The sequence below is a fragment of the Seonamhaeicola sp. ABD4_175 genome (assembly GCF_056160885.1).
The window spans coordinates 1,503,446-1,526,083 of the sequence record NZ_JBSWYC010000001.1; the positions used below are offsets into that span (position 1 = coordinate 1,503,446).

General features: G+C 32.9%; 18 protein-coding genes. 6 read left to right on the forward strand and 12 right to left on the reverse strand.

The window, feature by feature from the left end:
• Window positions 1-71 precede the first annotated feature (71 nt).
• The 3 genes from ACXAG4_RS06170 (at window position 72) to ACXAG4_RS06180 (ending at window position 3,477) form a co-directional block, all read left to right on the forward strand.
• Entirely contained in the window at window positions 72-1,892 is a 1,821-nt protein-coding gene (locus ACXAG4_RS06170; RefSeq protein ID WP_475295197.1) for a TonB-dependent receptor plug domain-containing protein, read from the forward strand.
• Between the two features lie 167 nt (window positions 1,893-2,059).
• On the forward strand, window positions 2,060-2,926 hold the full coding sequence (locus ACXAG4_RS06175) for a cupin-like domain-containing protein (protein ID WP_475295198.1): 867 nt from the start codon (window positions 2,060-2,062) through the stop codon (window positions 2,924-2,926).
• Between the two features lie 56 nt (window positions 2,927-2,982).
• Window positions 2,983-3,477: a DUF6646 family protein gene (locus ACXAG4_RS06180; protein ID WP_475295199.1), complete on the forward strand. Its 495-nt coding sequence runs from the start codon at window positions 2,983-2,985 to the stop codon at window positions 3,475-3,477.
• 158 nt (window positions 3,478-3,635) lie between these two features.
• Here the strand turns inward: ACXAG4_RS06180 and ACXAG4_RS06185 are convergent, their stop codons facing one another.
• The gene (locus ACXAG4_RS06185) at window positions 3,636-4,112 is read right to left on the reverse strand and encodes a regulatory protein RecX (RefSeq protein WP_475295200.1); all 477 of its coding nucleotides are present in this window, start codon (window positions 4,110-4,112) and stop codon (window positions 3,636-3,638) included.
• Between the two features lie 81 nt (window positions 4,113-4,193).
• On the opposite strand from ACXAG4_RS06185, the gene ACXAG4_RS06190 reads away from it, so the two are divergent.
• A complete protein-coding gene (locus ACXAG4_RS06190) occupies window positions 4,194-6,557 on the forward strand; it encodes a hypothetical protein (protein WP_475295201.1) in 2,364 nt (787 codons plus the stop codon).
• A gap of 31 nt (window positions 6,558-6,588) precedes the next feature.
• Here the strand turns inward: ACXAG4_RS06190 and ACXAG4_RS06195 are convergent, their stop codons facing one another.
• The 5 genes from ACXAG4_RS06195 to gdhA form a co-directional block, all read right to left on the reverse strand.
• A complete protein-coding gene (locus ACXAG4_RS06195) occupies window positions 6,589-9,000 on the reverse strand; it encodes a TonB-dependent receptor plug domain-containing protein (protein ID WP_475295202.1) in 2,412 nt (803 codons plus the stop codon).
• Between the two features lie 3 nt (window positions 9,001-9,003).
• Window positions 9,004-9,723 carry a DNA repair protein RecO gene (recO, locus tag ACXAG4_RS06200; protein ID WP_475295203.1) on the reverse strand — a complete coding sequence of 240 codons (720 nt, stop codon included), beginning with the start codon at window positions 9,721-9,723 and terminating at the stop codon, window positions 9,004-9,006.
• Window positions 9,723-12,059, reverse strand: coding sequence for a type IX secretion system anionic LPS delivery protein PorZ (gene porZ / locus ACXAG4_RS06205; RefSeq protein WP_475295204.1), 2,337 nt, complete (start codon window positions 12,057-12,059; stop codon window positions 9,723-9,725). The genes recO and porZ overlap by 1 nt, the downstream gene beginning before the upstream one ends.
• A 78-nt stretch (window positions 12,060-12,137) precedes the next feature.
• Window positions 12,138-13,178: an acyltransferase family protein gene (locus ACXAG4_RS06210; protein WP_475295205.1), complete on the reverse strand. Its 1,041-nt coding sequence runs from the start codon at window positions 13,176-13,178 to the stop codon at window positions 12,138-12,140.
• 135 nt (window positions 13,179-13,313) lie between these two features.
• Complete coding sequence (gdhA, locus tag ACXAG4_RS06215; protein ID WP_475295206.1) at window positions 13,314-14,657, reverse strand: NADP-specific glutamate dehydrogenase; 1,344 nt, start codon at window positions 14,655-14,657, stop codon at window positions 13,314-13,316.
• Window positions 14,658-14,908: 251 nt separating this feature from the next.
• Between gdhA and ACXAG4_RS06220 the strand changes: the two genes are divergently transcribed.
• On the forward strand, window positions 14,909-15,658 hold the full coding sequence (locus ACXAG4_RS06220) for a THC0290_0291 family protein (protein ID WP_475295245.1): 750 nt from the start codon (window positions 14,909-14,911) through the stop codon (window positions 15,656-15,658).
• A gap of 12 nt (window positions 15,659-15,670) precedes the next feature.
• Here the strand turns inward: ACXAG4_RS06220 and ACXAG4_RS06225 are convergent, their stop codons facing one another.
• Window positions 15,671-16,132, reverse strand: a complete 462-nt coding sequence (locus ACXAG4_RS06225; protein WP_475295207.1) for a DinB family protein — start codon at window positions 16,130-16,132, stop codon at window positions 15,671-15,673.
• A gap of 72 nt (window positions 16,133-16,204) precedes the next feature.
• Here ACXAG4_RS06225 and ACXAG4_RS06230 point away from each other — a divergent pair, with 72 nt between their 5' ends.
• Window positions 16,205-16,555: an arsenate reductase family protein gene (locus tag ACXAG4_RS06230; RefSeq protein WP_475295208.1), complete on the forward strand. Its 351-nt coding sequence runs from the start codon at window positions 16,205-16,207 to the stop codon at window positions 16,553-16,555.
• Here the strand turns inward: ACXAG4_RS06230 and ACXAG4_RS06235 are convergent, their stop codons facing one another.
• Genes ACXAG4_RS06235 through ACXAG4_RS06255 form a run of 5 tightly spaced genes read right to left on the reverse strand, consistent with a single transcriptional unit; the run spans window position 16,556 to window position 22,618 of the window.
• The gene (locus ACXAG4_RS06235) at window positions 16,556-17,356 is read right to left on the reverse strand and encodes an alpha/beta hydrolase (RefSeq protein WP_475295209.1); all 801 of its coding nucleotides are present in this window, start codon (window positions 17,354-17,356) and stop codon (window positions 16,556-16,558) included. It lies immediately after the preceding gene.
• A gap of 9 nt (window positions 17,357-17,365) precedes the next feature.
• Window positions 17,366-19,876 carry a glycoside hydrolase family 2 TIM barrel-domain containing protein gene (locus ACXAG4_RS06240; RefSeq protein ID WP_475295210.1) on the reverse strand — a complete coding sequence of 837 codons (2,511 nt, stop codon included), beginning with the start codon at window positions 19,874-19,876 and terminating at the stop codon, window positions 17,366-17,368.
• A gap of 33 nt (window positions 19,877-19,909) precedes the next feature.
• On the reverse strand, window positions 19,910-21,040 hold the full coding sequence (locus ACXAG4_RS06245) for a zinc-binding dehydrogenase (protein WP_475295211.1): 1,131 nt from the start codon (window positions 21,038-21,040) through the stop codon (window positions 19,910-19,912).
• 16 nt (window positions 21,041-21,056) lie between these two features.
• Window positions 21,057-22,304 carry an NAD(P)/FAD-dependent oxidoreductase gene (locus ACXAG4_RS06250; RefSeq protein WP_475295212.1) on the reverse strand — a complete coding sequence of 416 codons (1,248 nt, stop codon included), beginning with the start codon at window positions 22,302-22,304 and terminating at the stop codon, window positions 21,057-21,059.
• Between the two features lie 5 nt (window positions 22,305-22,309).
• The gene (locus tag ACXAG4_RS06255) at window positions 22,310-22,618 is read right to left on the reverse strand and encodes a 2Fe-2S iron-sulfur cluster-binding protein (protein ID WP_475295213.1); all 309 of its coding nucleotides are present in this window, start codon (window positions 22,616-22,618) and stop codon (window positions 22,310-22,312) included.
• Between the last annotated feature and the right edge of the window lie 20 nt (window positions 22,619-22,638).

The following is a 22,638-nucleotide window of genomic DNA, read 5'->3' on the forward strand; positions in this document are numbered from 1 at the left end:
TAAAACTGGACTACACAAATCGTCCGGAAAGTTACGAATTTTGCACCGCTTTTAAATAATCAATTTAATACATGAAAACAACAGTAGTTTTTACAGCTTTTTTAGCATTGTTAACGGTAACTGGTTTTGCACAACAAACACCACAAGACCAAAAGTTAGATACCGTTTTAATTGCTTCAACCAGAATAGATTTACCTTTTAAAGAAAACTCTAGAACCATAGACGTTATTTCGGCAACAGATATAAAAAACAGTGCCGCAACAACAGTAGCAGAATTATTACAACAGGTAGCAGGTGTAGATATTCGCCGAAGAGGTACTGCCGGAAGTCAAGCAGATTTGTACATTCGTGGTGGTAGTTTTGACCAAACTTTGTTGTTAATAGATGGTATAAAAATGGACGATGCACAAACAGGCCACCACACCATGAATGCTGCATTACCCATAGAAGTTATTGAGCGTATTGAAATTATAAAAGGGCCAGCAGCTCGTGTATTTGGGCAAAATGCATTTACAGGAGCCATAAATATTGTAACTAAAAAACAGTTAAAAAATACAGTATCTGCAAATTTAGAAACAGGTTCTTTTGGGCAGTTAAACGGCTCAGTAACTGTAGGCTCTGAGTTAGAGAATTCATCACATATTATACATGCAGGTAAATTAACTTCTGAAGGTTATAGAGTAAATTCAGATTATGAAAACTCCAACTACTTTTTAAAGAGTGTATTCAATAAAAATGCACAACCTATTGAAATGATTGCTACATTTTTTGAAAGAAAATTTGGTGCCGAAAATTTCTACACCACCAACCCAACATTTAACGAATACGAAGAAACACAAAACAGTTTGCTTGGGTTTACAACAGCATTCAAATCAAACCAATTAAAAATTAAACCACGTGTTTACTGGAAACGTAATCAGGATATATTTTTATTAAGACGAAACGAGCCTAACTTTTACAGAAACTTACATATTACAAATAAAATAGGAGCAGAGGTTAACGCATCATACAACTCTAAACTTGGTGTTACAGGTTTTGGTGTAGATGTATCAAAAATTTACATTAGAAGTAACAACTTGGGCAAACGTAATAGGTTTATGGTTAATATGTTTTTAGAGCATCAATTTAAATTATTTAATAATAAACTAGATATTACACCGGGTGTAGCTGTAACCTATTTTTCAGATTTTAAATTTCATGCATTCCCTGGTTTAGATGTTGGTTACAAACTAACCGATAATTTTAAACTTTATACAAACACAGGTTACACGTACAGAATACCAACATATACAGATTTGTATTACGCAGATCCAGCAACCGTTGGAAACGAAAATTTAGAGCCAGAAGAAGCCTTATCTGCCGAGTTTGGTGGTAAATATTTTTCACAAAAAGTAACAGCATCATTTGCACTTTTTTACAGAGATGCTAGTAAATTAATAGACTATGTAAAAGTTTTAGAAGACGACCCTTTTACTGCAACAAACCTAAGAGATTTGTATACAAAAGGTTTTGAGGTTAATGCAGGCTACAACTTTACAATAGCAAATAAGCCACAAAATATAGCTTTTGGTTATACGTTTATTGAAGACGAAGTTGGCACGTTAAATATACCGTTTTCAAGGTATTCTATAAACTCATTAAAACATCATTTTACAGGGCGTTTAAACACAAAAGTGTCAAACAACATTAACTTAAATGTAGTATATAAACATGCCGAACGTACCGAAGGTTTAAGCTATAATGTTTGGGATGCCTCGGCAATTATAAACTTAAACCAATTAGAATTTACTGTAACAGCAGCTAATATTTTTGATGCAGATTATATAGAGTCTGGTGTAGTGCCAATGCCACCAAGCAATGTGTTATTTGGGTTGCGCTATAATTTTAACTAAAACCAAAACAACAAATATATTTTTTAAATGAAGCTGCTTTTTTTATGCAGCTTTAGTTTTTTACATCCAATATTAATTTATTTAATACGTTAAAAAACAGGCAAAACAAAAAATAGTAATGTAGTTACTTAACGTTTACTTAACTTTGCCAACTAATTTTAAGTAAATTGAAATTGAACCTACAAGAAGTTCCAAGAGTAAAAAACATAACCAAACAAGAGTTTATAAAAAACTACTTTAAGCCTCAAAAACCTGTGGTTATTGAGCGTTTTATTGATGATTGGCCTGCATACAAAAAATGGAATTTAGAGTATATAAAAACCATTGCAGGTAATACCGTTGTACCACTTTATGATGACAGGCCAGTTGATTATAAAGAAGGTTTTAACGAGCCACACGCTAAAATGAAAATGGCCGATTACATTGATTTACTTAAAAAAGAGCCCACAAAATATCGTATTTTTCTGTGGAATATTTTAAAAGAAATTCCGCAGTTACAAAAAGATTTTAAATTTCCAGATTTTGGGCTAAAACTCATGAAGGGTATTCCAATGTTATTTTTTGGTGGTACCAATTCGCATACATTTATGCATTATGATATAGATTTAGCTAACATTTTTCATTTTCATTTTGAAGGAAAAAAGCAATGTATTCTATTTAATCAAAAACAAAATAAATTTTTATACAAAATACCACACGCATTAATAACCCGCGAAGATATAGATTTTAGTAACCCCAATTTTGAAAAATGGCCCGCATTAAAACATGCACAAGGCTATAAAACAGAACTAAAACATGGCGAAATTTTATACATGCCCGAAGGTTATTGGCACTACATGAAATACCTAACACCAGGCTTTTCAATGAGTTTACGTGCCATTGCCCGTAACCCAAAAAACTTTAGTAAAGCACTTTATAACATACTTATAATGCGCCATTTTGATAACGCTATGCGAAAAATAAAAGGCCAAAAATGGATAGATTGGAAAAACCAAAAAGCCATTACACGTACACACAAACATTTAAACATTTAAGGATTAGTTTACAAAAGATGTAGTATATTTGCCGCTTAAAATTAATATCCCAAATAATGAAAAAGAACATAATTTTAGTAGTAGCCTTATTAAGCGTTGTATTTGTTAATGCTCAGGCTTTTATTGGTAACACAGACAACAAATTTCAAGTAGGCGCCAATTTTCAAGACAACGGTACCGGTATTAATGTAACTTATGATTATGGTATTGGCGAAAACATATCAATTGGTTTAGCATCAACCTATCTTTTAAGCGTTGAAGAAGCTATTGATGCCGATTTTGGCGATAGAATTGACGTAAGAGCCCGTTTTAGTGCCAACTTAGGCAACGTTATTAATGTAGATGATAATTTTGATGTATACCCAGGTTTAGGCCTTGGTTTAAAAAACTTTGGAGGTCATTTAGGGTTGCGCTATTTCTTTTCTAGTGGTTTTGGTATTTATTCTGAATTAAATGCACCATTTGCTAAATACAATAGTGATACTTTAACACCTGCCGAAAAACTTCACAATCAATTTAATGTAAGTTTTGGCGCAAGTTTCAATATTTAAAAAAAAGTAAAAACAATATTTAAAAAGATAGCTTTTAAAGCTATCTTTTTTTGTTACGTACAGTTTATATTGTCATTATAAGAAAGTGCTGCTTTGTAATTGTACAAAAAAAAGGTGTTTATTCACTTAAGTTTCAAAATAGCAAGTTTTTAAAAAACTCAATGCGCTAGTTCATTAGCTTTTTCGTACACTAAATGCGGTTCCCAACCACGATATAGTAAAAAATCAATGAGTTTTTTTCGTTTTTTCATAAGGTTAGTTTCAGTAATACTGTCAGCTTTTTTTTCGGCTAAAGCATTAAAAACCTCGATGTAATCCATTTCTGTAATTTCAGCAAGTGCACGGTTTATATTAACTTTGCTAATGTCCTTTAATTTAAGTTCTTGAGTTAAACGGCGCCGCCCCCATTTCTTAATTCTAAACTTACCGCTAACAAATGTTTTGGCAAAACGTTCCTCATTAAGGTAGTTATGCTGTAATAGATGTACAATAATAACATCTATGGCTTCGGGTATCATGTGCATACCTTGTAGCTTTTGCCTAACCTCTTTATGGCAGCGTTCTTGGTACGCGCAATAGTGCTCTATTTTTTTTGTAGCCTCTTGTACCGTATAAGTATTTTTTTGTTGCCGCATAAGCACCAAAAATATAAAAGCATTAGCAGTTTTAAAAGTATAAACATAAAACCCTAACAACAAACAACTAATATTAGTACCATGAAACAACTCTCAACCATTATAACACTGCTTTTGGCTTTAAATTTTAGCTTTGGGCAAGACATTTTTATTAGTCAATATATTGAAACTTCTTCTGGATTAACTCCAAAAGGATTAGAAATATTTAATGCGTCGGGTGTTGATATTACTTTTTCTGCTGCAAATAATTTACAGGTTTATCTAGGAAGAAATGGAGGTACATGTTCACCTTTATCAGGTGCAATTATAACATCTGGGATTTTAAGAGCTAATGAAGTGTGGGTTATAGGAACCTCTGATTTAACAGCATACGCTATAACAAACGGAGTTAATTTATCAGGAACAACAAATTATGGTTTTAATTTTAATGGTGATGATGCATTACAGTTATATCTAGGTGGAGTTTTACAAGATACGTTTGGAACTTGTGGAACAGATCCAGGTACAGCTTGGTCTGGTAGTGGTGTTAGTACAGAAAACGATAATTTACAAGTTAAATATGGTGTTTGTTCAGGTGATTTAATAGGGTGGTCAGACCCAAGTATTCGTTTTGATGCAATTGCTGTCGGAACAAATATGAGTGGTTTTGGTGATGCCCCAATAGGATGTTGTACCTCATCTACAACATGGAATGCAGGTTGGAGTAATGGGACACCTGATTTATCAACCGAAGTTATAATTGCTTCAAATTATGATACAGCTATTGACGGTAGCATTAGTGCGTGCTCAATTACAGTTACTACTGGCATTTTAAATATAGCTGATGGTGATTATGTTGAGGTACAAAATGATATAATTGTTAATGCTGGTGCCTCTATAGTTGTACAACCATATGGTGCGTTTATTCAAAATAATGATACAGGTGTTGTTACAAATAATGGTATTATGCAAGTTGATAAGCTAACAGCTCCCATTGACAATTGGTACGAGTACACGTATTGGAGTTCGCCTGTTACAAATGCAACAGTTGGTACAGCATTAGGTGATGCTGATAGTGATAGAATATTTACATACAACGGAGCCCTCTATAACGATGAATTAGCTGAAACAAATAACAATAATACATTTGTTGCAGGACAAGATGGTATTGATGATGAGGGTGATGATTGGCAATGGGTAAGTGGCATAAATCTTATGATACCTGGCGTTGGGTACGCCGCAACACACTCTGAAGTAGCAATGCTACCTTTTCCAGCTGTAAACTATAGATACTCGTTTATTGGTACTTTTAATAACGGAGTAGTAACAGTACCTGTTGACAGAAATGATAATACTAATTTAGATGATAACTGGAATTTTATTGGTAACCCGTACCCATCTGCAATAAATGTTAATGAGTTTATGGCACAAAATTTATATCCAGCTGGTCCATTAGACGGAGCTGTTTATTTCTGGTCTCAAAACACAGATTATAACAGTACTGAAAATGGTAATAGTGGATTAAATTTTTCAATATCAGATTATGCTGTTGAAAATGGTTCTGGTGGTACAACAGGTGGTGATGGTATTACAACTACCGGGTTTATACCGTCGGGTCAAGGTTTCTTTGTGTCTTTTTCTGATAGTGCACCATCAAACTCAGGAACAGTTATATTCAACAATGGTATGAGGCGCTTAAATTTATCTCCAGATAATAGTGTGTTCTTCAAAAATGGTAATGCAAAAAAGAAAGCTGTTTCAGAAGACAATAAGTTTTGGATTAATTTAACATCGGATAACGGTGTGTTTAATCAAATTTTAGTGGCTTATGTTAATGGTGCTACTAATAACGATGATGGCGCTTTTTATGATGCTAAAAAAATTATAGCACCAACTACCTATGCTGCCTTATACTCACAAATAGAAAACTCAAATAAAACATTTGTAATTCAAGGTAAAGCACCAAACAGTTTAAATGAAAACGAGCAAATAGCTTTAGGATTTAAAACCAATATTGATGTGGCAACGCTTTACACTTTGTCTTTAGCTAAATTACAGGGTGATTTTTTAACCAATAATCCTGTGTATTTAAAAGATAATTTGTTGGGGAAAACGCATAATTTATCGGAATCTGATTATACATTTACTTCAGAAACAGGCACGTTTAATGAGCGTTTTCAAATTGTATTTAGTAATGCAGCTTTACATACAAATACAGCAATTGCTAATAACAACAGTTTAAAAATTACGGCTTTACAAGACGATTTTGTGCAGTTTAGCACTAGCAATAATGTAACAATTAAAACCGTAAAAATTTACGATGTTTTAGGTAGAACGCTTTATAGTTTTAACGGAAATAGCAGTACAGAAACATATAACGTATCAAAATTAAAAAGCAGCGTGTTTGTGGCTAAAGTAATGCTATCAAATGGTATTGAAATCAGCCGTAAAGCTGTAAAGAGGTAGCAGTAATAAGTTTAAATAAGTGTTTTTTTTATTACAAACTATATTTTAATGATAGAATAAAATTGCGGCCAGCAGCTGCAATACCCGATGAATATGTTTTATAACGTTGGTCTGTAATGTTTTCTAAACTGGCTGTTAATAACGTAGATTTGCCAATGTTATATTGTGTGCGCAAATTAAGCGTGTACCATGATGGGCTGTATGGGTTTCCGTTAGCATCGGAAGCGTAAATGTAATCTTTTTCAATTTCCGAAGGAGCTAAATCGGCAAAAGCTATTTCATCATTAAAATTAATAAATGCATCAATTTTAAAGCTGTTGTTTGTGTAAATTATGTGGGCATTTCCAAAATTAGGTGAAACGTGCCGTATGGGTACTTCAATGCCGTTGTCTTCTTCGGTACCACCAATTATATTATATTGTGTGTTAAGGTTTAGGTTTTTGGTAAGGTTAACAAGTAAGCCAGCTTCAAAACCATAAATCCATGCCTTTGATGCGTTTTGTATGGCTTGTACGTTGCTTAATTGGCCATCATACATAATGCTACTTTCGCCATTTAGGGTAAAATCTCTTCGTACTAAAGCATTATCTAAATAGGTGTAATATGCATTTAAATCTAAAACAACTTTGTTGTTAAAATCTAGTTTTAAGCCAAGATCTGCTCCATAAGCATATTCTGGTTTAAGGTTTTCATTGGGTACAACTACAGAGCCAGGTTCAGAATCAAAAACCTTTCCAATATCATCAATATTAGGCGCTCTAAAAGCAGATGAGGCGTTTAATTTCCATTGAATAATATCATTAGGAGACCAACTAACACCAGCGGTACCGGTTAAAGCACTCGCATTGTTTTTAGAGCTGTTAAATGGTAAATTTAAGTAAGCATTATTGGCTTCAAAATTGGCTTTTGAAACAATATGGTTATAACGCAAACCAGACTGAAATACAAATTTAGTGTTGGGTTTGTATTTAATGCTACTATACACTGCTGCCGATTGCCAATTGGCACCATCTGGATATCTAGATACTATTGGTGTTGTGTTTTTAGTGTTTATGTCTTCTTCAAAACCAGTGGAGTTTACTTGGTTGTAAATATATTCTACACCATAAAAAAATTGTGTTTTAGGGCTAAAGGTTTTTTCAAAATCTATGTTTAAAGAGTAGGCGTTTAAACGTTCTTCTCTAATATTTCGGGTGGCAGATTGGTAGTTGCGGTCTATACGGCTTTCTTCAAAATTTTGATAGGCTACTGATGCTATAATTTTATCGTATAAATTAGAGCTGCTGCTAAGTTTGGTGATGTTTAAATTAGACATAAACCAGTTTTGCGGCCCATAATACCATTCGGCAGAACGGAGTGTGTTATCTCGGTATCGTATTAACCTATCGTACCTTGGAATATCTGATGTGGTGGTGTAATACAAGCCTAAATCAAAACTTATATTTTTATAGGGCTGGTAGCGTACTTTTTGCATTAAGTTAAGTTGGTTGTAGCCTGTTTGTTTTTGTTTTTTAGGGTTTGTGTTGGTAATAATTTGGTCTGTGTTATTGGTTGTTAAAACAAACTCAGGGCGCAAATAATCTGAAGGGCCATGAGAACCCATGCGTAAATCATCAAAATCTGTATAACTGGCACTTGTTAAAAAAGCCCATTTTTTGTAACCTAAATTAAAATTGAAATGCCCTGTGTTTTCATTATTTGCAGAGGCGTATCTTAATATTGCATTGGCTTTAAAAAGTAACGAGTCTGTGTATGATAATTGCGGTTTTTGGGTGTAAAAACTCATAACACCACCAACGGCATCACTACCATAAATTACAGAGCCTGCGCCTAAAGTAACCTCAGTGTTTTCAATAGAAAACGGATCAATAGAAATAACATTTTGTAGGTTGCCGCCTCTAAAAATAGCATTGTTCATTCTAATACCATCTACAGTAATTAAAAGGCGGTTTGTTGAGAAGCCTCTAATCATGGGGCTACCACCACCTAATTGGCTTTTTTGAATGTACACTTGCCCAGTGGTTTCCAATAAATCTGCACTGGTTTGCGGATTTGTAAATTGAATGTTTTGGGCATTTACACTTACTATTTTTTGCGGGATATCTTTTTTGTTTTGTATGAATTTAGATGCTGAAATAACAATTTCTTCAAGCCCTTGGGTATTAGCTTCTAAAAAAACGGTGTTGCTGTTACCTAAGGTTTGTTTTGTAATGGTTTTTAGTATGTGCGATAGGTGTTTTAGGTAAATGTCTTCGGTTTCAGAAAACTCTGAAATATCAGCTTCACCTCTAAAATTGGTAATTATACTTTTAGTTTTATCAATATTATATATGGCTACGCCTATAATAGGTTCTTTTGTAATACTGTTTAAAACCTTAATATTTTGGGCCTGAGTATTTAAAAAAGCTAAGAAAAAAAGAAAAATTGACGTGTAAAACTTCATGTTTTATTTAAAAACTTGATTAAATATTTGTAAAGATTTTGGTTGTTTAAAATTGCCCAAATGTAGTTCAAAATACAGCAAAATCATATTTAAAAACAATTGTCTTTGGTTGGCATTAATTTTAATTGAAGAAAGTGCATCAAATGTTGTGCCTAATAGCAGTTTTAAGAGTGTTAAATTATCACCAGACACACAATAGTTGTTAATTTTTTTTGCGTTAAAGCTTCCTTCGTATAAATTAAAATAGGGTAGTTGTATGTTGGTAACATCTGGGTAAAAGCCTAAGTATTTAGTAAGTTTTAATAAAAATAATAAATGAAAGTTTGAAAATTGTGTTTGCTCATCTAGCCATAATAAGGTAGTTTCAATGTAGCTATAAAGGTTTTTGTTTTCTTCTTCTTCTTGTAAAACATTTGAAAGTACTTCGGCTAAAAACATAACAATGGCGCCTTTTACAACATTGGTGTGTAAACTGTTGTATAGCACTTGTGGCTTAACATCTTTTATGGTGTGTAAATTACGGTTGTTTTTATGCTGAAAATTAAGTTGCAGCTGCGATAATAATTGAAAGTAAGCAACTTTATTGTGGCCTTTTTTACTTTTTAAAACACCTTTTAATATAAAACTAATTACACCTAATTGTGCAGTGTAACACTTTACAATAAGGTCATAATCTTTATACTTAATTTTTGATAAAACAATAGCGTTTGTGGTAACAAGCATTATCTAACCAGCATTAGTTTTATAACGTTTGTTTCAAAGGTATCTAAATCAGACAACATAATTAAATAGACACCCGATGCTACAAGATTGTTGGCAAGATTTTTACCATTCCAGTAGGCGGTTCCACCATCAATTTCTAAATTATAACCACGATGCCTTTGGTTGATGTTAGATTGAGCTTCGGCTACCAAATTACCTTCAATATCGGTTATTTTAATGTTTACGTTTTCTGAAATGTCTTTAATTTTTACCTTATCGGAAACAATATTGAATCCTGGGCGCACCGGATTAGGATAGGCATAAGCATTGGTTAAATCTTTAAACGGACTAGAACCACCTGATTTAAAAGACACCAAACCACGGCTGGTAGCTATGTAAACAATGCCATTAGCGCTATCTAGCGAAATATCATTTATAGTGTTTGATGGTAAAGGCGAGTTGGTTTTTGTGAAGTGATAAATGGTATTTTGGCCATCTTGCGAAAAGTAAAACAGACCAGAATCTGCGGTTCCAATCCACTTGTTGTTAGAGCCGTCAACTTTTATATCTGTTATTAATTGCTGAAATAGAAGTTCTTTAGCAATGCCATCTTCTTCAATTATAATTTCGTCAACTTGTATATTATCATCATCAAAAAAACCAGCAGTGTTGTATAGCACGCGCAGGCCTTTGTCAGTACCAATCCAGAGTTGGTTTCTTTTGTCGAGGGCAGAAGCGGTTACATTGTTAGAAGGCATATTTTTGTCTTCTCCCATAATACTTTTTATAACATGGTTGCCATTATTTTCTTTAAAGCCAATAATGCCATAATCAAAGCTTCCAAAGTATAAATTATTATTTATATCAAATTCTATGTTAGAATAGCCAATGTTAGAAAACCTGTCGCCAATTAACGATGTAAAATCAAATGAAGTCCAATTTCCACTAGTATTCTTTTTATGTAAAGCTGTGTCAACCCTAGCGTTAGTTACCCATAAATTACCTTCATTGTCATAATTTGATGTTAGTGTTAAATACCAATCATTAACAAAAGGGGTTAAAGTACTGTTGCTTTGGTTGTATAGTGTTTTAATTGTTTCATTTTCAATTTCAATAATACCAGCCCAATAAGAACTAATATAAACTTCAGATTTATTTGTTGGATTTATTGCTATATGAGAGAGATGTCTTGGTTCATTAACAACAGTTTGTATAGTGTCATAAGGTATGTTTTTCCATCCGTTTGAGTTTAGTTTACTAATGCCTGAAATAGCACGTCCACCATCCCAAGTGAAAAATGAACTATAACCACCAAAAACTACCCAAAGATCATTGTTTGAGAATTTAATTGAAAAAGGACTGTTAAGTAATGGCCCATCTGGATGAATTTCTTCAAATGTATTAGAGGTTGCAAAAGAGGTTTTTAAAACACCAAAATTAGAAGAACTGATATAGATATCATTATTTTTTACCGTAGCCGAAGTGTATGTTGTGTTAAAAGCCGTTTCAATATTTACTTGGGCTAAAGCATTAAAATTTTCATCATAAACAAACACATTGTTCGGTGTTGTTACAACTAGGCTAGAACTAAATTTTAAATCTGCTGGCGTGTTATTATACGTAGCGCGTTCAATTAGTCCATCATTAATTATTTCATAAATTTTTCTGTTTGAATTAATGGTATATAGTTTAGAAGCAGTATTTACTATAAATAAATATGAACCTGTTGCAATTGTTTGCCAATTTTGAAAGTTTATAAGGTTTGGGCTAGTTACATCGGCCTTTTTTATACCATTATTACCAGCGCAAGCAGCATAAATAGAATTATTAAAAACTGAAGTGCCATTAACGGCAATTTGGCTTCCGTTTGTACCAATAAAATAGGTGTCTCCAAACTCTAAACGCTCTAGATTAAAAACTGAAATACCATAATTAGTAGCAATGTAGAGTAAATTATTGTATTCATTGAAGTGGTTTATTTTTTTCTGTGTAGGCGGAATGGTTGTTTTTTCTATAATATCAACAACTGAAAGTACATCACTTCCGTTAAAAAAAACTATTTCAATTAAACCATTTTCATATCCAATTATGAGCAAGTCATAGGTTTCACTGTAATGAATTTTAGAAATGGGTTCGCCAGATAAGCCGTTAACCGTTGTGTACTCCTCTATAACGTTGGTTTGAACATCTAAACTAAAAATTGCGTTATCTGATACAGCAAATATTTTGTTTTCAGTTTCAATAATGTCTTTAATGTTAAAATAAGAAAAGTGCCCTGTCCATTCACTAGAAAAATCCTGAGCAATAAGTCTCACAGGAAACACTATAATTATTATAATAATTAGCTTTTTAAGCATGCTGTTTAATTTAACTTCAAAACTATTAATTTATAAACGAAATAAATAAACAAATAATATTAAACTAAAAGTAAAGTATTATTTAGAAGGCTTAAATATGTTTTTGTGTCTAGATTTTCGGCTATTAGATAAGTTAGGTAGTTCAATAAAATACCATGATATTATTGATAGTATTAAAGTTATAGCTAACGTTATGAAACTAGCCAAATATGAGTTTAGTGCATTGAACAAACCCAAGTAAACAAATGTTTGTATTATAGGAAAATGATATATATAAATACCGTAAGTAAAATCGCCATACTTTCCAAAATGGTTTAAAAATTTAAAATTATAGGCTATATAAAATACCATAAAGCCAAATGTTGCAGGCTTTAAAATGTATGTTTTTAAATAAACATATTCTAAAATAAATAATAACAAACAGGGTATTATAATGTAATGTTTCCATTTGTTAAAAAATGAAAATTTGTGATATAACATCATGCCAGTTACAAAAAATGCTAAAGCTCCTGGTAACTGTTTAGCAATTCTATACATATCAATACTAACAAAATAACTAAAGTATATTACTGATATTGTAAATATGATACTGGATAAAACATAAATATTAATTCTTTTTTTATTTATTAACCAATAAAATAGAGGAACTAACAGGTAGAAAGCTTCTTCAATTTTAATAGTCCAAAGAGCACCATTAACAGCACATATAGTATTATCTTGAAACACAGCAGGTAAGCAAGGTTCAATGTAATTTTGAAAACTTAAGTTTGCTAATAAATACTTATAAAATTGCGGGTTTGTAAAGTATGAATAAGCGCTCATTGAAGATATTAAACTAAAGCAAAGTGCGCTTAAAAAGATAACAACAACATAAGCAGGCACAATTCTTTTAATTCTTCTAAAAATATATTGTTTTGTTGAAGTTGTGTTTTGATAACTTTTAGCAATTAAAAAACCACTAATTATAAAAAAACCATCAATAGCTAAACGTGTGTTAAATATTGATGAGAAAATCTTCAATTCATTAATATTACTTAATTCAATTAAATGAGATAAAGCCACCGTTGTGGCAAAAACAACTCTTAAAAAATCAAAATTATTAACGTTAATTTTAGTCAAAAAAATTTTTTTTATTAAGTTCAAAGATATTTATTTAACAAACGATTTTGAAGTTTAAAGTGATATAAATTAAATAAAAAAACGCTTCTTAATTTAAGAAGCGTTTTTAAAACTTAAAATATTAATACCGTATGTTTATACAATACCTTGAGCTAACATAGCATCGGCAACTTTAACAAAACCAGCAATATTAGCACCTTTTACGTAATCTATATAGCCGTTTTCATCTTTGCCGTATTCTATACATGAATTATGAATATCTTCCATAATATCTTTTAATTTATTATCAACCTCTTCGCGCGTCCATTTATACCTTAAAGAGTTTTGTGTCATTTCTAAACCAGAAGTTGCTACACCACCTGCGTTGGATGCTTTTCCGGGTGCAAATAGTATTTTAGCTTTATGGAAAGTTGCTATGGCACCTTTTGTAGATGGCATGTTGGCACCTTCACTTACACAAATACAGCCGTTTTCTAATAATGTTTTAGCATCTTTTTCATTCAACTCATTTTGTGTGGCGCATGGTAAGGCAATATCACAAGTAACTTCCCATGGGGTTTTACCTTTTTCAAATTTAGCATTAGGATATTTTTCTAAATACTCATGTATTCTGCCACGTTTTTCATTTTTTAAATGCATGACAAATTTTAGTTTTTCTTCGTCAATTCCTTCTTCATCATAAATATAACCCGAAGAATCTGATAGTGTTAAAACTTTACCACCAAGTTGCAGTACTTTTTCTGCCGCAAATTGAGCAACATTTCCAGAACCTGAAATAATAACGTTTTTGCCTTCAAAACTATCGTTTTTAGTTTTTAACATGTTTTCAGCAAAATATACAGCGCCGTAACCTGTGGCTTCTGGTCTTATTAAAGAGCCACCCCAAGACATGCCCTTACCTGTTAATACACCTGTAAAGCCATTGCTTATTTTTTTGTACATACCAAAAAGGAAGCCTATTTCTCTAGAGCCTACGCCAATATCTCCTGCAGGAACATCGGTGTTATGGCCAATGTGTCTAAACAGTTCATTCATAAAAGCGTGACAAAAGCGCATTATTTCATTGTCGCTTTTTCCTTTGGGGTCAAAATCACTACCACCTTTTCCGCCACCCATTGGCAGGGTAGTTAAACTGTTTTTAAACACTTGCTCAAAGGCTAAAAACTTTAAAATGCTTAAGTTTACTGTTGGGTGAAACCTAAGGCCGCCTTTATATGGGCCAATGGCCGAATTCATTTGAACTCTATAACCTCTGTTTACTCTAATTTCTCCTTCATCATCAACCCAGCATACTCTAAAAGTAATTACGCGCTCGGGTTCAACCATTCTTAACAAGATATTTTTACCATAGTAAATATCATGTTCAACTATATAAGGAATTACCGTTTCAGCAACTTCTTCAACTGCTTGTAAAAATTCAGGCTCGTGTGGGTTACGTTGCTTAACTTGGTCTAAAAACTCATTAATAATACTTTTCATAAGCTTAAAATTGAACTATTTTAAAAAAAATATAATATATAGCGGCAAATATACGTTTTATGCAAAAATTACGCTTATTTTTTTTGAAATTCATAACAAATATTTTTGCGTAACTGGTAAAATTTGTAAATATTTGAATGTTAATTGAGTTTTTATATATTTGTTATAATAAATGCCTCAAAAAAAGAAACCTTATTATGCTTAACTTTAAACATTTAGCGTCTGCTTTTTGCTTGTTTTTTATTTTTGATATGGCAAGCGCTCAATTAGGTTTCTCTCACGAATTAGGTGTTATTGCCGGTCCTGTGCAGTTTCGCTCAGACTATGGAAATAGAAACGAATCTGAAACTAACTTTGGTAATAGCGGTATTGGTATTGGTATAATTCATTATTTAAATTTTTCTTACAGTGCAGATTGTAGTTGCTACACAACAGATACCTATTTTAATGACCATTTTAAATTAAGAAACGAAATTTCTTGGAATAAAACCAAATTAGAACATTTGGGTGAATGGGTAGACCCAAGTAAAAACTCGCCCGAAGCTAATCAATTACGTGGTCATACAGGTTATGCTAAAAACTTAGATATAGGTACCCAAATAGAGTTTTTTCCTAGAAGTATAAGAGCATTTCAGGCTTTTGGTTATAGGATAGCACCTTTTGCTAGTTTAGGCATTCATTACACATATTACACACCAGAGGTTACAACTACTTATGCTAACCCAAATCCTGATGCAATTGGTGACGTAACAGATCCTACAAACTTTTATTCTGCCTGGGATCCGGGTTCGGTTGATGCTTCTCCAGGAAGTGCTTGGTCTATGGTTAGCAGTGTAGGTTTTAGATATAAAGTTGGTAAATTGTCAGATTTAATGCTAGACCTAAGATGGCAATATTATTTTGATGATTGGGTTGATGGTTTAAATCATCAACTAAGCTACAACAAATATAATGATTGGCTTGTTTGGTTTAATGTTGGCTACATTTATTACTTAGACTAAATTTAATAAAATTTACTTTACTAGTTTAAGTAAACTCATAACCACACCAAGGTGAATACCTTCGTGTAATAGAACAAAATTTAAGGCGTCTTCAACAGTTTTTAGGGTGTTACCTGTAGTTGAAACTGTATATTCTGTGTAATTTTTAAATAGTCCTGCTTTATAATTTTCTTCAGATTTTTTAATAGAACTAATAACTAAATCTTTAATTACATCAATTTCTTTTTGCGAAACATTACCGGTTGGTTTTGTTCCTTTTTTGTAAGCGTTTATTAAATCTTCAGAAACGGTTAGTGGTAAGCCAGATAGTTTGTTAATTAGCAGTTGTTCTGAAACCACAAGGTGTGCAATATTCCAAATAATATTGTTGTTAAAACCTGTAGGTATTTTGTTTAACTCTATTTCAGAAGCGTTATCTAAAATTTGTTTTAACGCTTTTCTTACGTTTAATAATACGTCAAATTGAAATTGCATGATGTTTTTTTTGTAAATATAGTTTTAAATGAAATAAATGCCTGTATTTTTGCTGTAAATAAGGCTTATAAAATGAAAAAAGTATACTATTTAAAAACTTGTAACACTTGTACTAGAATTTTAAAAGAGTTAAATCTTCCATCAGAATTTATACTTCAAGATATTAAATCTGAACCCATAACAGTAGCACAGCTAGAGACAATGAAAAAATTATCTGGTAGTTATGAAGCTTTATTTAGTAAACGCTCAAAGCTTTACAAAGAAATGGGTTTAAAAGATCAAACTTTAGAAGAAAGAGATATTAAAAACTACATTTTAGAGCATTACACGTTTTTAAGTAGACCTGTGTTCATTATTGAAGATGAAATTTTTATTGGAAACTCAAAAAAGAATGTTGAAGCTGTAAAAGCAGCCTTAAACTAATTATTTGTGTTTATTGAAAAACTCTAGGGTTTTTTCAACATGCTTAATCCAATAAGGCCATTCATGCCCGCCTTCAAACTCTTCATAAATATGATTAATATTTAATGCTGTGAGTTCTTTATGAAGTAGTCTGTTAGGTTCAATAAGTTCATCTTTTATACCACAGTCAAATCTTAATTTAGGTAGTTTATCTCGATTTAATTTAATACAGTCAATAACATCTGGCAAGTTGTTGTTATTGGTATATTCCTCTAGAGGTTCTTCAACAAAAAGCGCCATTTGTTCTAATTTCGTAATAGAACTATGTCCTGAAACTGCTTTAAACTTCTCAGGAAATTTAGCACCTAAACTTAAAGCACCATAGCCTCCCATGGATAAGCCGCCAATACAGGTTGAGGTGGAATTTTTAGCTTGTGGGATATTTTCCTTTATAGCTGTAACTACGTCATCTACAATCCAATTGTCAAAGTTTTTAGAATGGTGTGAAAAATAAGCAGAACCATCTCCCCAAAGCCCATCAGAAGGCATTGCTATTATTGCGGGGTCTAAGGTATTGTTATTCATTAGTTTTTCAGCGGTTTTATGAGCACCACCTTTCATGGCCCAAATCCATGCACTACCATAAACACCATGAAGTAATATGTAAATAGGAAGATTATCTATACCTTCATCTACTTTAGGTACATACAAACAAATATCTCCTCTACCTTGAAGATTAGGTGTTTTAATAGTTAAAAACCGAAGTCCTTGAGATTCATAAGGAACATCTGATAATTCTATGGTTTTAAAACTTGACGCCATATTTTAAATTTATTTTACTTCTACTTCAGAATTTGCCGCCGTAAAGTCCTTACTTTTTATATTAATTTTGATATTTCCTTTCTCAATCCCTTTAACAAAAATAACGGCTTTCCCTTTATAGAAATTTCTTTTTAGGCCTGTTAATTTTTGTAAGTTAGTTGGGTCTCCATTTCCTGAAGCTAAGAATTTTCCAGCTCCTGAAACTTCTATATGGAATAGCTTATCATAATTTGGTTGCCAGTTTCCTTCGCTATCTGTTACTGTAACTCTGTACACGGCTACTTCCTCTTTTTCAATAGTTTTCACCTCTGGAGTAATGGTTATTTTAGCTGCTTGTTTTGCCGTTTCATAGCGCAGTGTTTCAGTTTTCCTTCCATTTTTGTCATAGGCAACAACTTTTATTTCACCGGGTTGGTAAGTGATATTTTCCCATACAATGGCATAAGCTTTCATTAAACCATATGAAGGACCGCCAGAACCATGCGTATCAAGACTTGTATTTTGGAATAATGAAGGGTTTAATTTTTCTCTGGTTTTAATGCCTTTACTAACGCCATTAACAAACAATTCTGCTTTTGGATAATTCGTATAACAAACCACAGGGAAAGTAGTTCCTTTCTCAGCAGGGTCAGACCAATGTGGGAACGCATGTAATGTCTTTACTTCTGGATTCCAACGACTTTTGTATTGGTAGAACTTATCTTTTTCTAAACCAACAAAATCTACTGGTGCAAAATAAGAACTACGCGATTGTGCAAAATGATAAGGAGAAGGTTCTCCTAAATAATCATAACCAGTCCAAACAAATTCGCCGTAAACAAAATCATTTACATCTTGCGCAGCAAACTCTTTATAAGCCGGATATCCCCAACGTACACCTGTGGTTTCATAATTGCCCGCGTAACCATCTTTGTATGTGTATGTGTTAGAAGATAAACCTCTTTTATCTCTAATGGTATCAAAAACCACCGGAAATCTATATGTGTCTCTTAAACTCACCATTCCACCAGTTTCACTTGCATAAAACTTTAAATTTGGATATTTCTCACGGTAAAGATGGTATGAGCCTGATTTATAGTTAAACCCAGCAACATCAACTTTAAAAGCCATACCGTTTTTTAATGCATTGAAAGGCGAATTAAATCCGCAGGTAGTAGCACGTGTAGTATCTACTTTTTTTACAATGTCATTTAAATAACCCGTAATATTATTGGGGTCATTTCTATATTGCTCTAAAATTTCGTTACCAATACTCCACATAATTACTGATGGGTGGTTACGATCTCTATATATCATCTCTGTTAAATCTATTTCAGCCCATTTGTCAAAATCGTTAGAGTACCCGTTAATTACTTTTCCAATTTGCCACTCATCAAAAGCTTCATCAATGGCTAAAAGTCCTAATTCATCACAAATATCTAAGGCTTCAGGTGCGGGTGGATTGTGAGAGAAACGAATGGCATTAACACCCATTTCTTTCATTTTTAACATTTGTCTTCTAAATAGGTTTGGATAAAAAGCTGCTCCCGTAGGACCTAAATCATGATGCATGTTCACCCCATTGAAACGTGTTTTTTTGCCATTCAAATAGAATCCGTCTAATTCAAAAGCCAGTGTTCTAATACCAAAAGCTGTTTCGGTTACATCACTTTCTTTGCTATTAGTAATGATAGTGCTTTTAAGTGTGTACAAATAAGGGTTTTTCAAATCCCATAAAACAATGTTTTTCTTTTTTAAAGACAAATCTGTAATTGCTTTTTTAGTTTTAGAAGCATCAACTTCTTGAGTATTAGATGCAACTATGTCACCTTTAGCATCTATAATTTCATTTTTTACAGAAACTACACCTTCACCAGCTATGGTAATTTCAGCATGAACAACAGCTTTCCCTTTTTCAACAATTGGAGTTGTAACATAAGTTCCCCAAGTAGGAATATGATTTTTTTCCTTCTGAATTAAACTTACTTTACGGTACAATCCTGCCCCTGGATACCATCTAGATTGGCTATTGAAATTTTCTAAACGCACCGCTAGAGTATTATTTCCTTTTTTTAGAAAAGAACTGATATCAAAATGAAAGGAAACATACCCATTTGGGCGTCCGCCCACATATGTTCCATTAACATATACTTTAGCGTGACTCATGGCGCCATCAAAGAGCAAATCGTAGACTTTATTGGTGTCTTCTATGTTGAAATTTGTTCTGTACCAGCCTACGCCGGTATAAGGTAATGCCCCCGAACGACCACAACGAAATTTAGTTTCTCTTTCTCCATCTTGAACTACCATGGTTAATTGAATATCATTTGCAAAGTCAAATTCCCCTTCAGCTGCCCAATCATGTGGAACCTCTACAGTTTTCCAATCTGAATCATTAAAGTTTTCTTGAAAAGATGCCCCATCGTCATACTGAGTGAATTTCCAATCTTTTAATAATGTAATTCTCCTAGATTGACTTTGGGTTTGAAGTACCGAAAGTATTAATAAAAACGAAAGAATTTTTGTGGTGTTTTTAAGCATTTTGATATTATAATTGTTTAGTTGTTGTATGAATTAAAAAGTAATTACACCTTTGGCATTTTTACCTGAAAGCATATCATCAAAACCTTGTTGAAGGTCTTCTAACTTATAGGTACGTGTAATCATTTCTTCTAGAATTAAATCGCCTTTTTCATAAAGTGCTTCAAATTTTGGGAAGTCAATATCAGGTTTTGCGCCGCCGTATAATGGGTTAATGTATATTTTATCCCATTCAAACAGGCGCATATCTACCATAATTTCTTCTTCAATTCCACTTACTTGTACCGCAGTACCAGCGTTTCTAATCATTGCTAAAGGAGCAACTCCTAAAGCAGGAACAGCGGTACATTCAAAAGCATAATCTGCGCCTCTACCATTGGTCATGCCTTTTACAATTTCAGCGGCGTTTAATAACCCTTTATCATTTTTGTCTGCCAAAATAATATCGGTTGCTCCAAATTGTTTTGCCATTTCAAGACGTTGCTCATTAATATCAACAGCAATAATTTTTGCAGCTCCAGAAATTCTAGCGGCTTGCACTACATTTAGTCCAACACCTCCAGTTCCTAGAACTACTACAGAACTTCCCCATTCTGGTTTAGCAGTGTTGAATACAGAACCACAGCCCGTCATTACACCACAACTAATTGTTGAAGCGGCTTCAAAAGACATTTTTTTTGAATTTTTCTTTACAACTCCAGAAGATCTTACTAGTGCATACTCAGAAAAAGTTCCTAGGTTGAACGAACGCTCAATGGGCTTGTTATTTAAAGTAGTTGATTCAAAAGTTGGATGTCCTCCAGAAATTTTGCCGGCATGACTTGCCATAACTGGCGAGTTACACTCACATATATTTTGATTTCCTATTTGAGATTGAAAACTATCGTACTTAGGAGTAGCCCAATTTAAAATCACTTCGTCACCAACGGCTACTTTAGTAACGTCTGGTCCAATAGATTCTACAATTCCTGCGCCTTCGTGTCCCATTACAATTGGCATATCCCATGTTAACGAGTCGTGATCTGTATGACAAATAGCCGCTGCTTTAATCTTTACTAATACTTCATCACCTTGAGGAGGGTAAATTTTAGTTTCTTCAATAGTGAAAGTTCCATCAGTATGGGCAACTGCGGCTTTACTTATAATAAAATCTTCTTTACTCATAATCTTGGTTTATTTTTTATTCGGCTAAAAAGCTATTTGGTTTAAAGGGAATTGATATATCTTCTAACTTGGTTTTGTCAAGTTTTTGTCCGGATTTTATAAAACGAGTTCCTAGCATGTATGCTTTTGGGTAGTTTACAGCATCTACAGCTAATAACTCATCATCTTTAAAATACCAAGTTGAAAAACTATTTTTAACTTCTTCTTTTCTTATAACTATTTGATTGTAACCATTTAAAAGTCCAGCCATTTGAAGTTTTACATCAAATTGGTCTGACCAAAACCAAGGAACAGTGTTATACGTTATATCTTGACCACAAATGGCCTTTGCAGCGGTTTTGGCTTGGTCTACGGCGTTCTGTACAGATTCTAGTCTTACATTGGTTTTATAATGCGGATTGTAGTGATATGTGCAATCTCCAACCGAATAAATATGTTCGTCATTAGTTCTAGCGGTTTCATTAACTTTAATGCCGTTTTCTATATCTAAACCAGCTTCTTGCGCTAATTCTGTATTTACTTTAATGCCAACGCCTACTACAATAAGGTCTGCTTCGTATTTAGAATTATCATCACAAACAACAACGTTAGATCCGTTGTGTTGATCAATTGAAATTACATTTTTACTGGTTTTAATAGCAACGCCATTAGATTGGTGCAATTCAGTAAAGAATTGAGACATTACTGGTGCCGTAACTCTAGCAAGAATACGTTCTTCACGTTCTAAAACAACAACATTAGCGCCTAGTTTTTTTAGTGAGGCTGCAGTTTCTAAACCAATATAACCACCACCAATAACTACTACGCGTTTTTTTTCTGAAGCGTTAAAAGCTTTTCTAATGTTAACTGCATCTTCTGCAGTTCTCATTGGAAATAAGTTTTTGGCAGTATCAATGCCTTTTATTGGCGGAATGAAAGGTCTTGCTCCTGTAGCAATTACTAATTTATCATAAGCTTGAACAGAATCATCACTTAGAGAAATAGACTTATTTTCTCTATTAATATGTTTTACCGCAATGCCTAATTTTAAAATAATGTTGTCTGTTTGGTAGTTTTCCTTTGGAAATAATAAACTCTGTTCAGTGCCTTCTTCACTAGTTAAATAGGCTTTTGAAAGTGGCGGACGATGATAAGGAAATTCTTTATCTATATCATATAAAATAATTTCACCTTCCCAACCTTCTTTTCTTAATGCAAATGCTAAATTTACACCAGCATGACTAGCGCCAATAACTACACAAACCTGTTCTTTGGTTAAAGACATATTTTTTATTTAGCAACTTTTAAAATTAGGCCGTCTGGTACTTCATTTACTTGAAGTTGGCACGCTAATCTGCTATAATCACTTACATTGTCATCAAATTCTAACATATCACTTTCAAGTTCACTTGGTGCACCAACAGCACTCCAAAAGGCTTCATTTACATGTACATGACAGGTGGCACAAGAACAAACGCCTCCGCAATCACCATCAATACCTTTTACTTTGTTTTTTACTGCTAATTCCATAACGTTTCCTGTAGTGCCTTCTGCAACTATAGTTTCGTTATCACTTGTTATAAATGTTATTTTTGCCATTTTATCTTCTTTTAATGTAT

Coding starts and splice junctions, on each gene's coding strand:
- ACXAG4_RS06170 (WP_475295197.1), top strand. CDS start 72: ATGAAAACAACAGTAGTTTTTACAGCTTTTTTAGCATTGTTAACGGTA.
- ACXAG4_RS06180 (WP_475295199.1), top strand. CDS start 2,983: ATGAAAAAGAACATAATTTTAGTAGTAGCCTTATTAAGCGTTGTATTT.
- ACXAG4_RS06185 (WP_475295200.1), bottom strand. CDS start 4,112: ATGCGGCAACAAAAAAATACTTATACGGTACAAGAGGCTACAAAAAAA.
- ACXAG4_RS06190 (WP_475295201.1), top strand. CDS start 4,194: ATGAAACAACTCTCAACCATTATAACACTGCTTTTGGCTTTAAATTTT.
- ACXAG4_RS06195 (WP_475295202.1), bottom strand. CDS start 9,000: ATGAAGTTTTACACGTCAATTTTTCTTTTTTTCTTAGCTTTTTTAAAT.
- recO (WP_475295203.1), bottom strand. CDS start 9,723: ATGCTTGTTACCACAAACGCTATTGTTTTATCAAAAATTAAGTATAAA.
- porZ (WP_475295204.1), bottom strand. CDS start 12,059: ATGCTTAAAAAGCTAATTATTATAATAATTATAGTGTTTCCTGTGAGA.
- gdhA (WP_475295206.1), bottom strand. CDS start 14,657: ATGAAAAGTATTATTAATGAGTTTTTAGACCAAGTTAAGCAACGTAAC.
- ACXAG4_RS06220 (WP_475295245.1), top strand. CDS start 14,909: ATGGCAAGCGCTCAATTAGGTTTCTCTCACGAATTAGGTGTTATTGCC.
- ACXAG4_RS06225 (WP_475295207.1), bottom strand. CDS start 16,132: ATGCAATTTCAATTTGACGTATTATTAAACGTAAGAAAAGCGTTAAAA.
- ACXAG4_RS06230 (WP_475295208.1), top strand. CDS start 16,205: ATGAAAAAAGTATACTATTTAAAAACTTGTAACACTTGTACTAGAATT.
- ACXAG4_RS06235 (WP_475295209.1), bottom strand. CDS start 17,356: ATGGCGTCAAGTTTTAAAACCATAGAATTATCAGATGTTCCTTATGAA.
- ACXAG4_RS06240 (WP_475295210.1), bottom strand. CDS start 19,876: ATGCTTAAAAACACCACAAAAATTCTTTCGTTTTTATTAATACTTTCG.
- ACXAG4_RS06245 (WP_475295211.1), bottom strand. CDS start 21,040: ATGAGTAAAGAAGATTTTATTATAAGTAAAGCCGCAGTTGCCCATACT.
- ACXAG4_RS06250 (WP_475295212.1), bottom strand. CDS start 22,304: ATGTCTTTAACCAAAGAACAGGTTTGTGTAGTTATTGGCGCTAGTCAT.
- ACXAG4_RS06255 (WP_475295213.1), bottom strand. CDS start 22,618: ATGGCAAAAATAACATTTATAACAAGTGATAACGAAACTATAGTTGCA.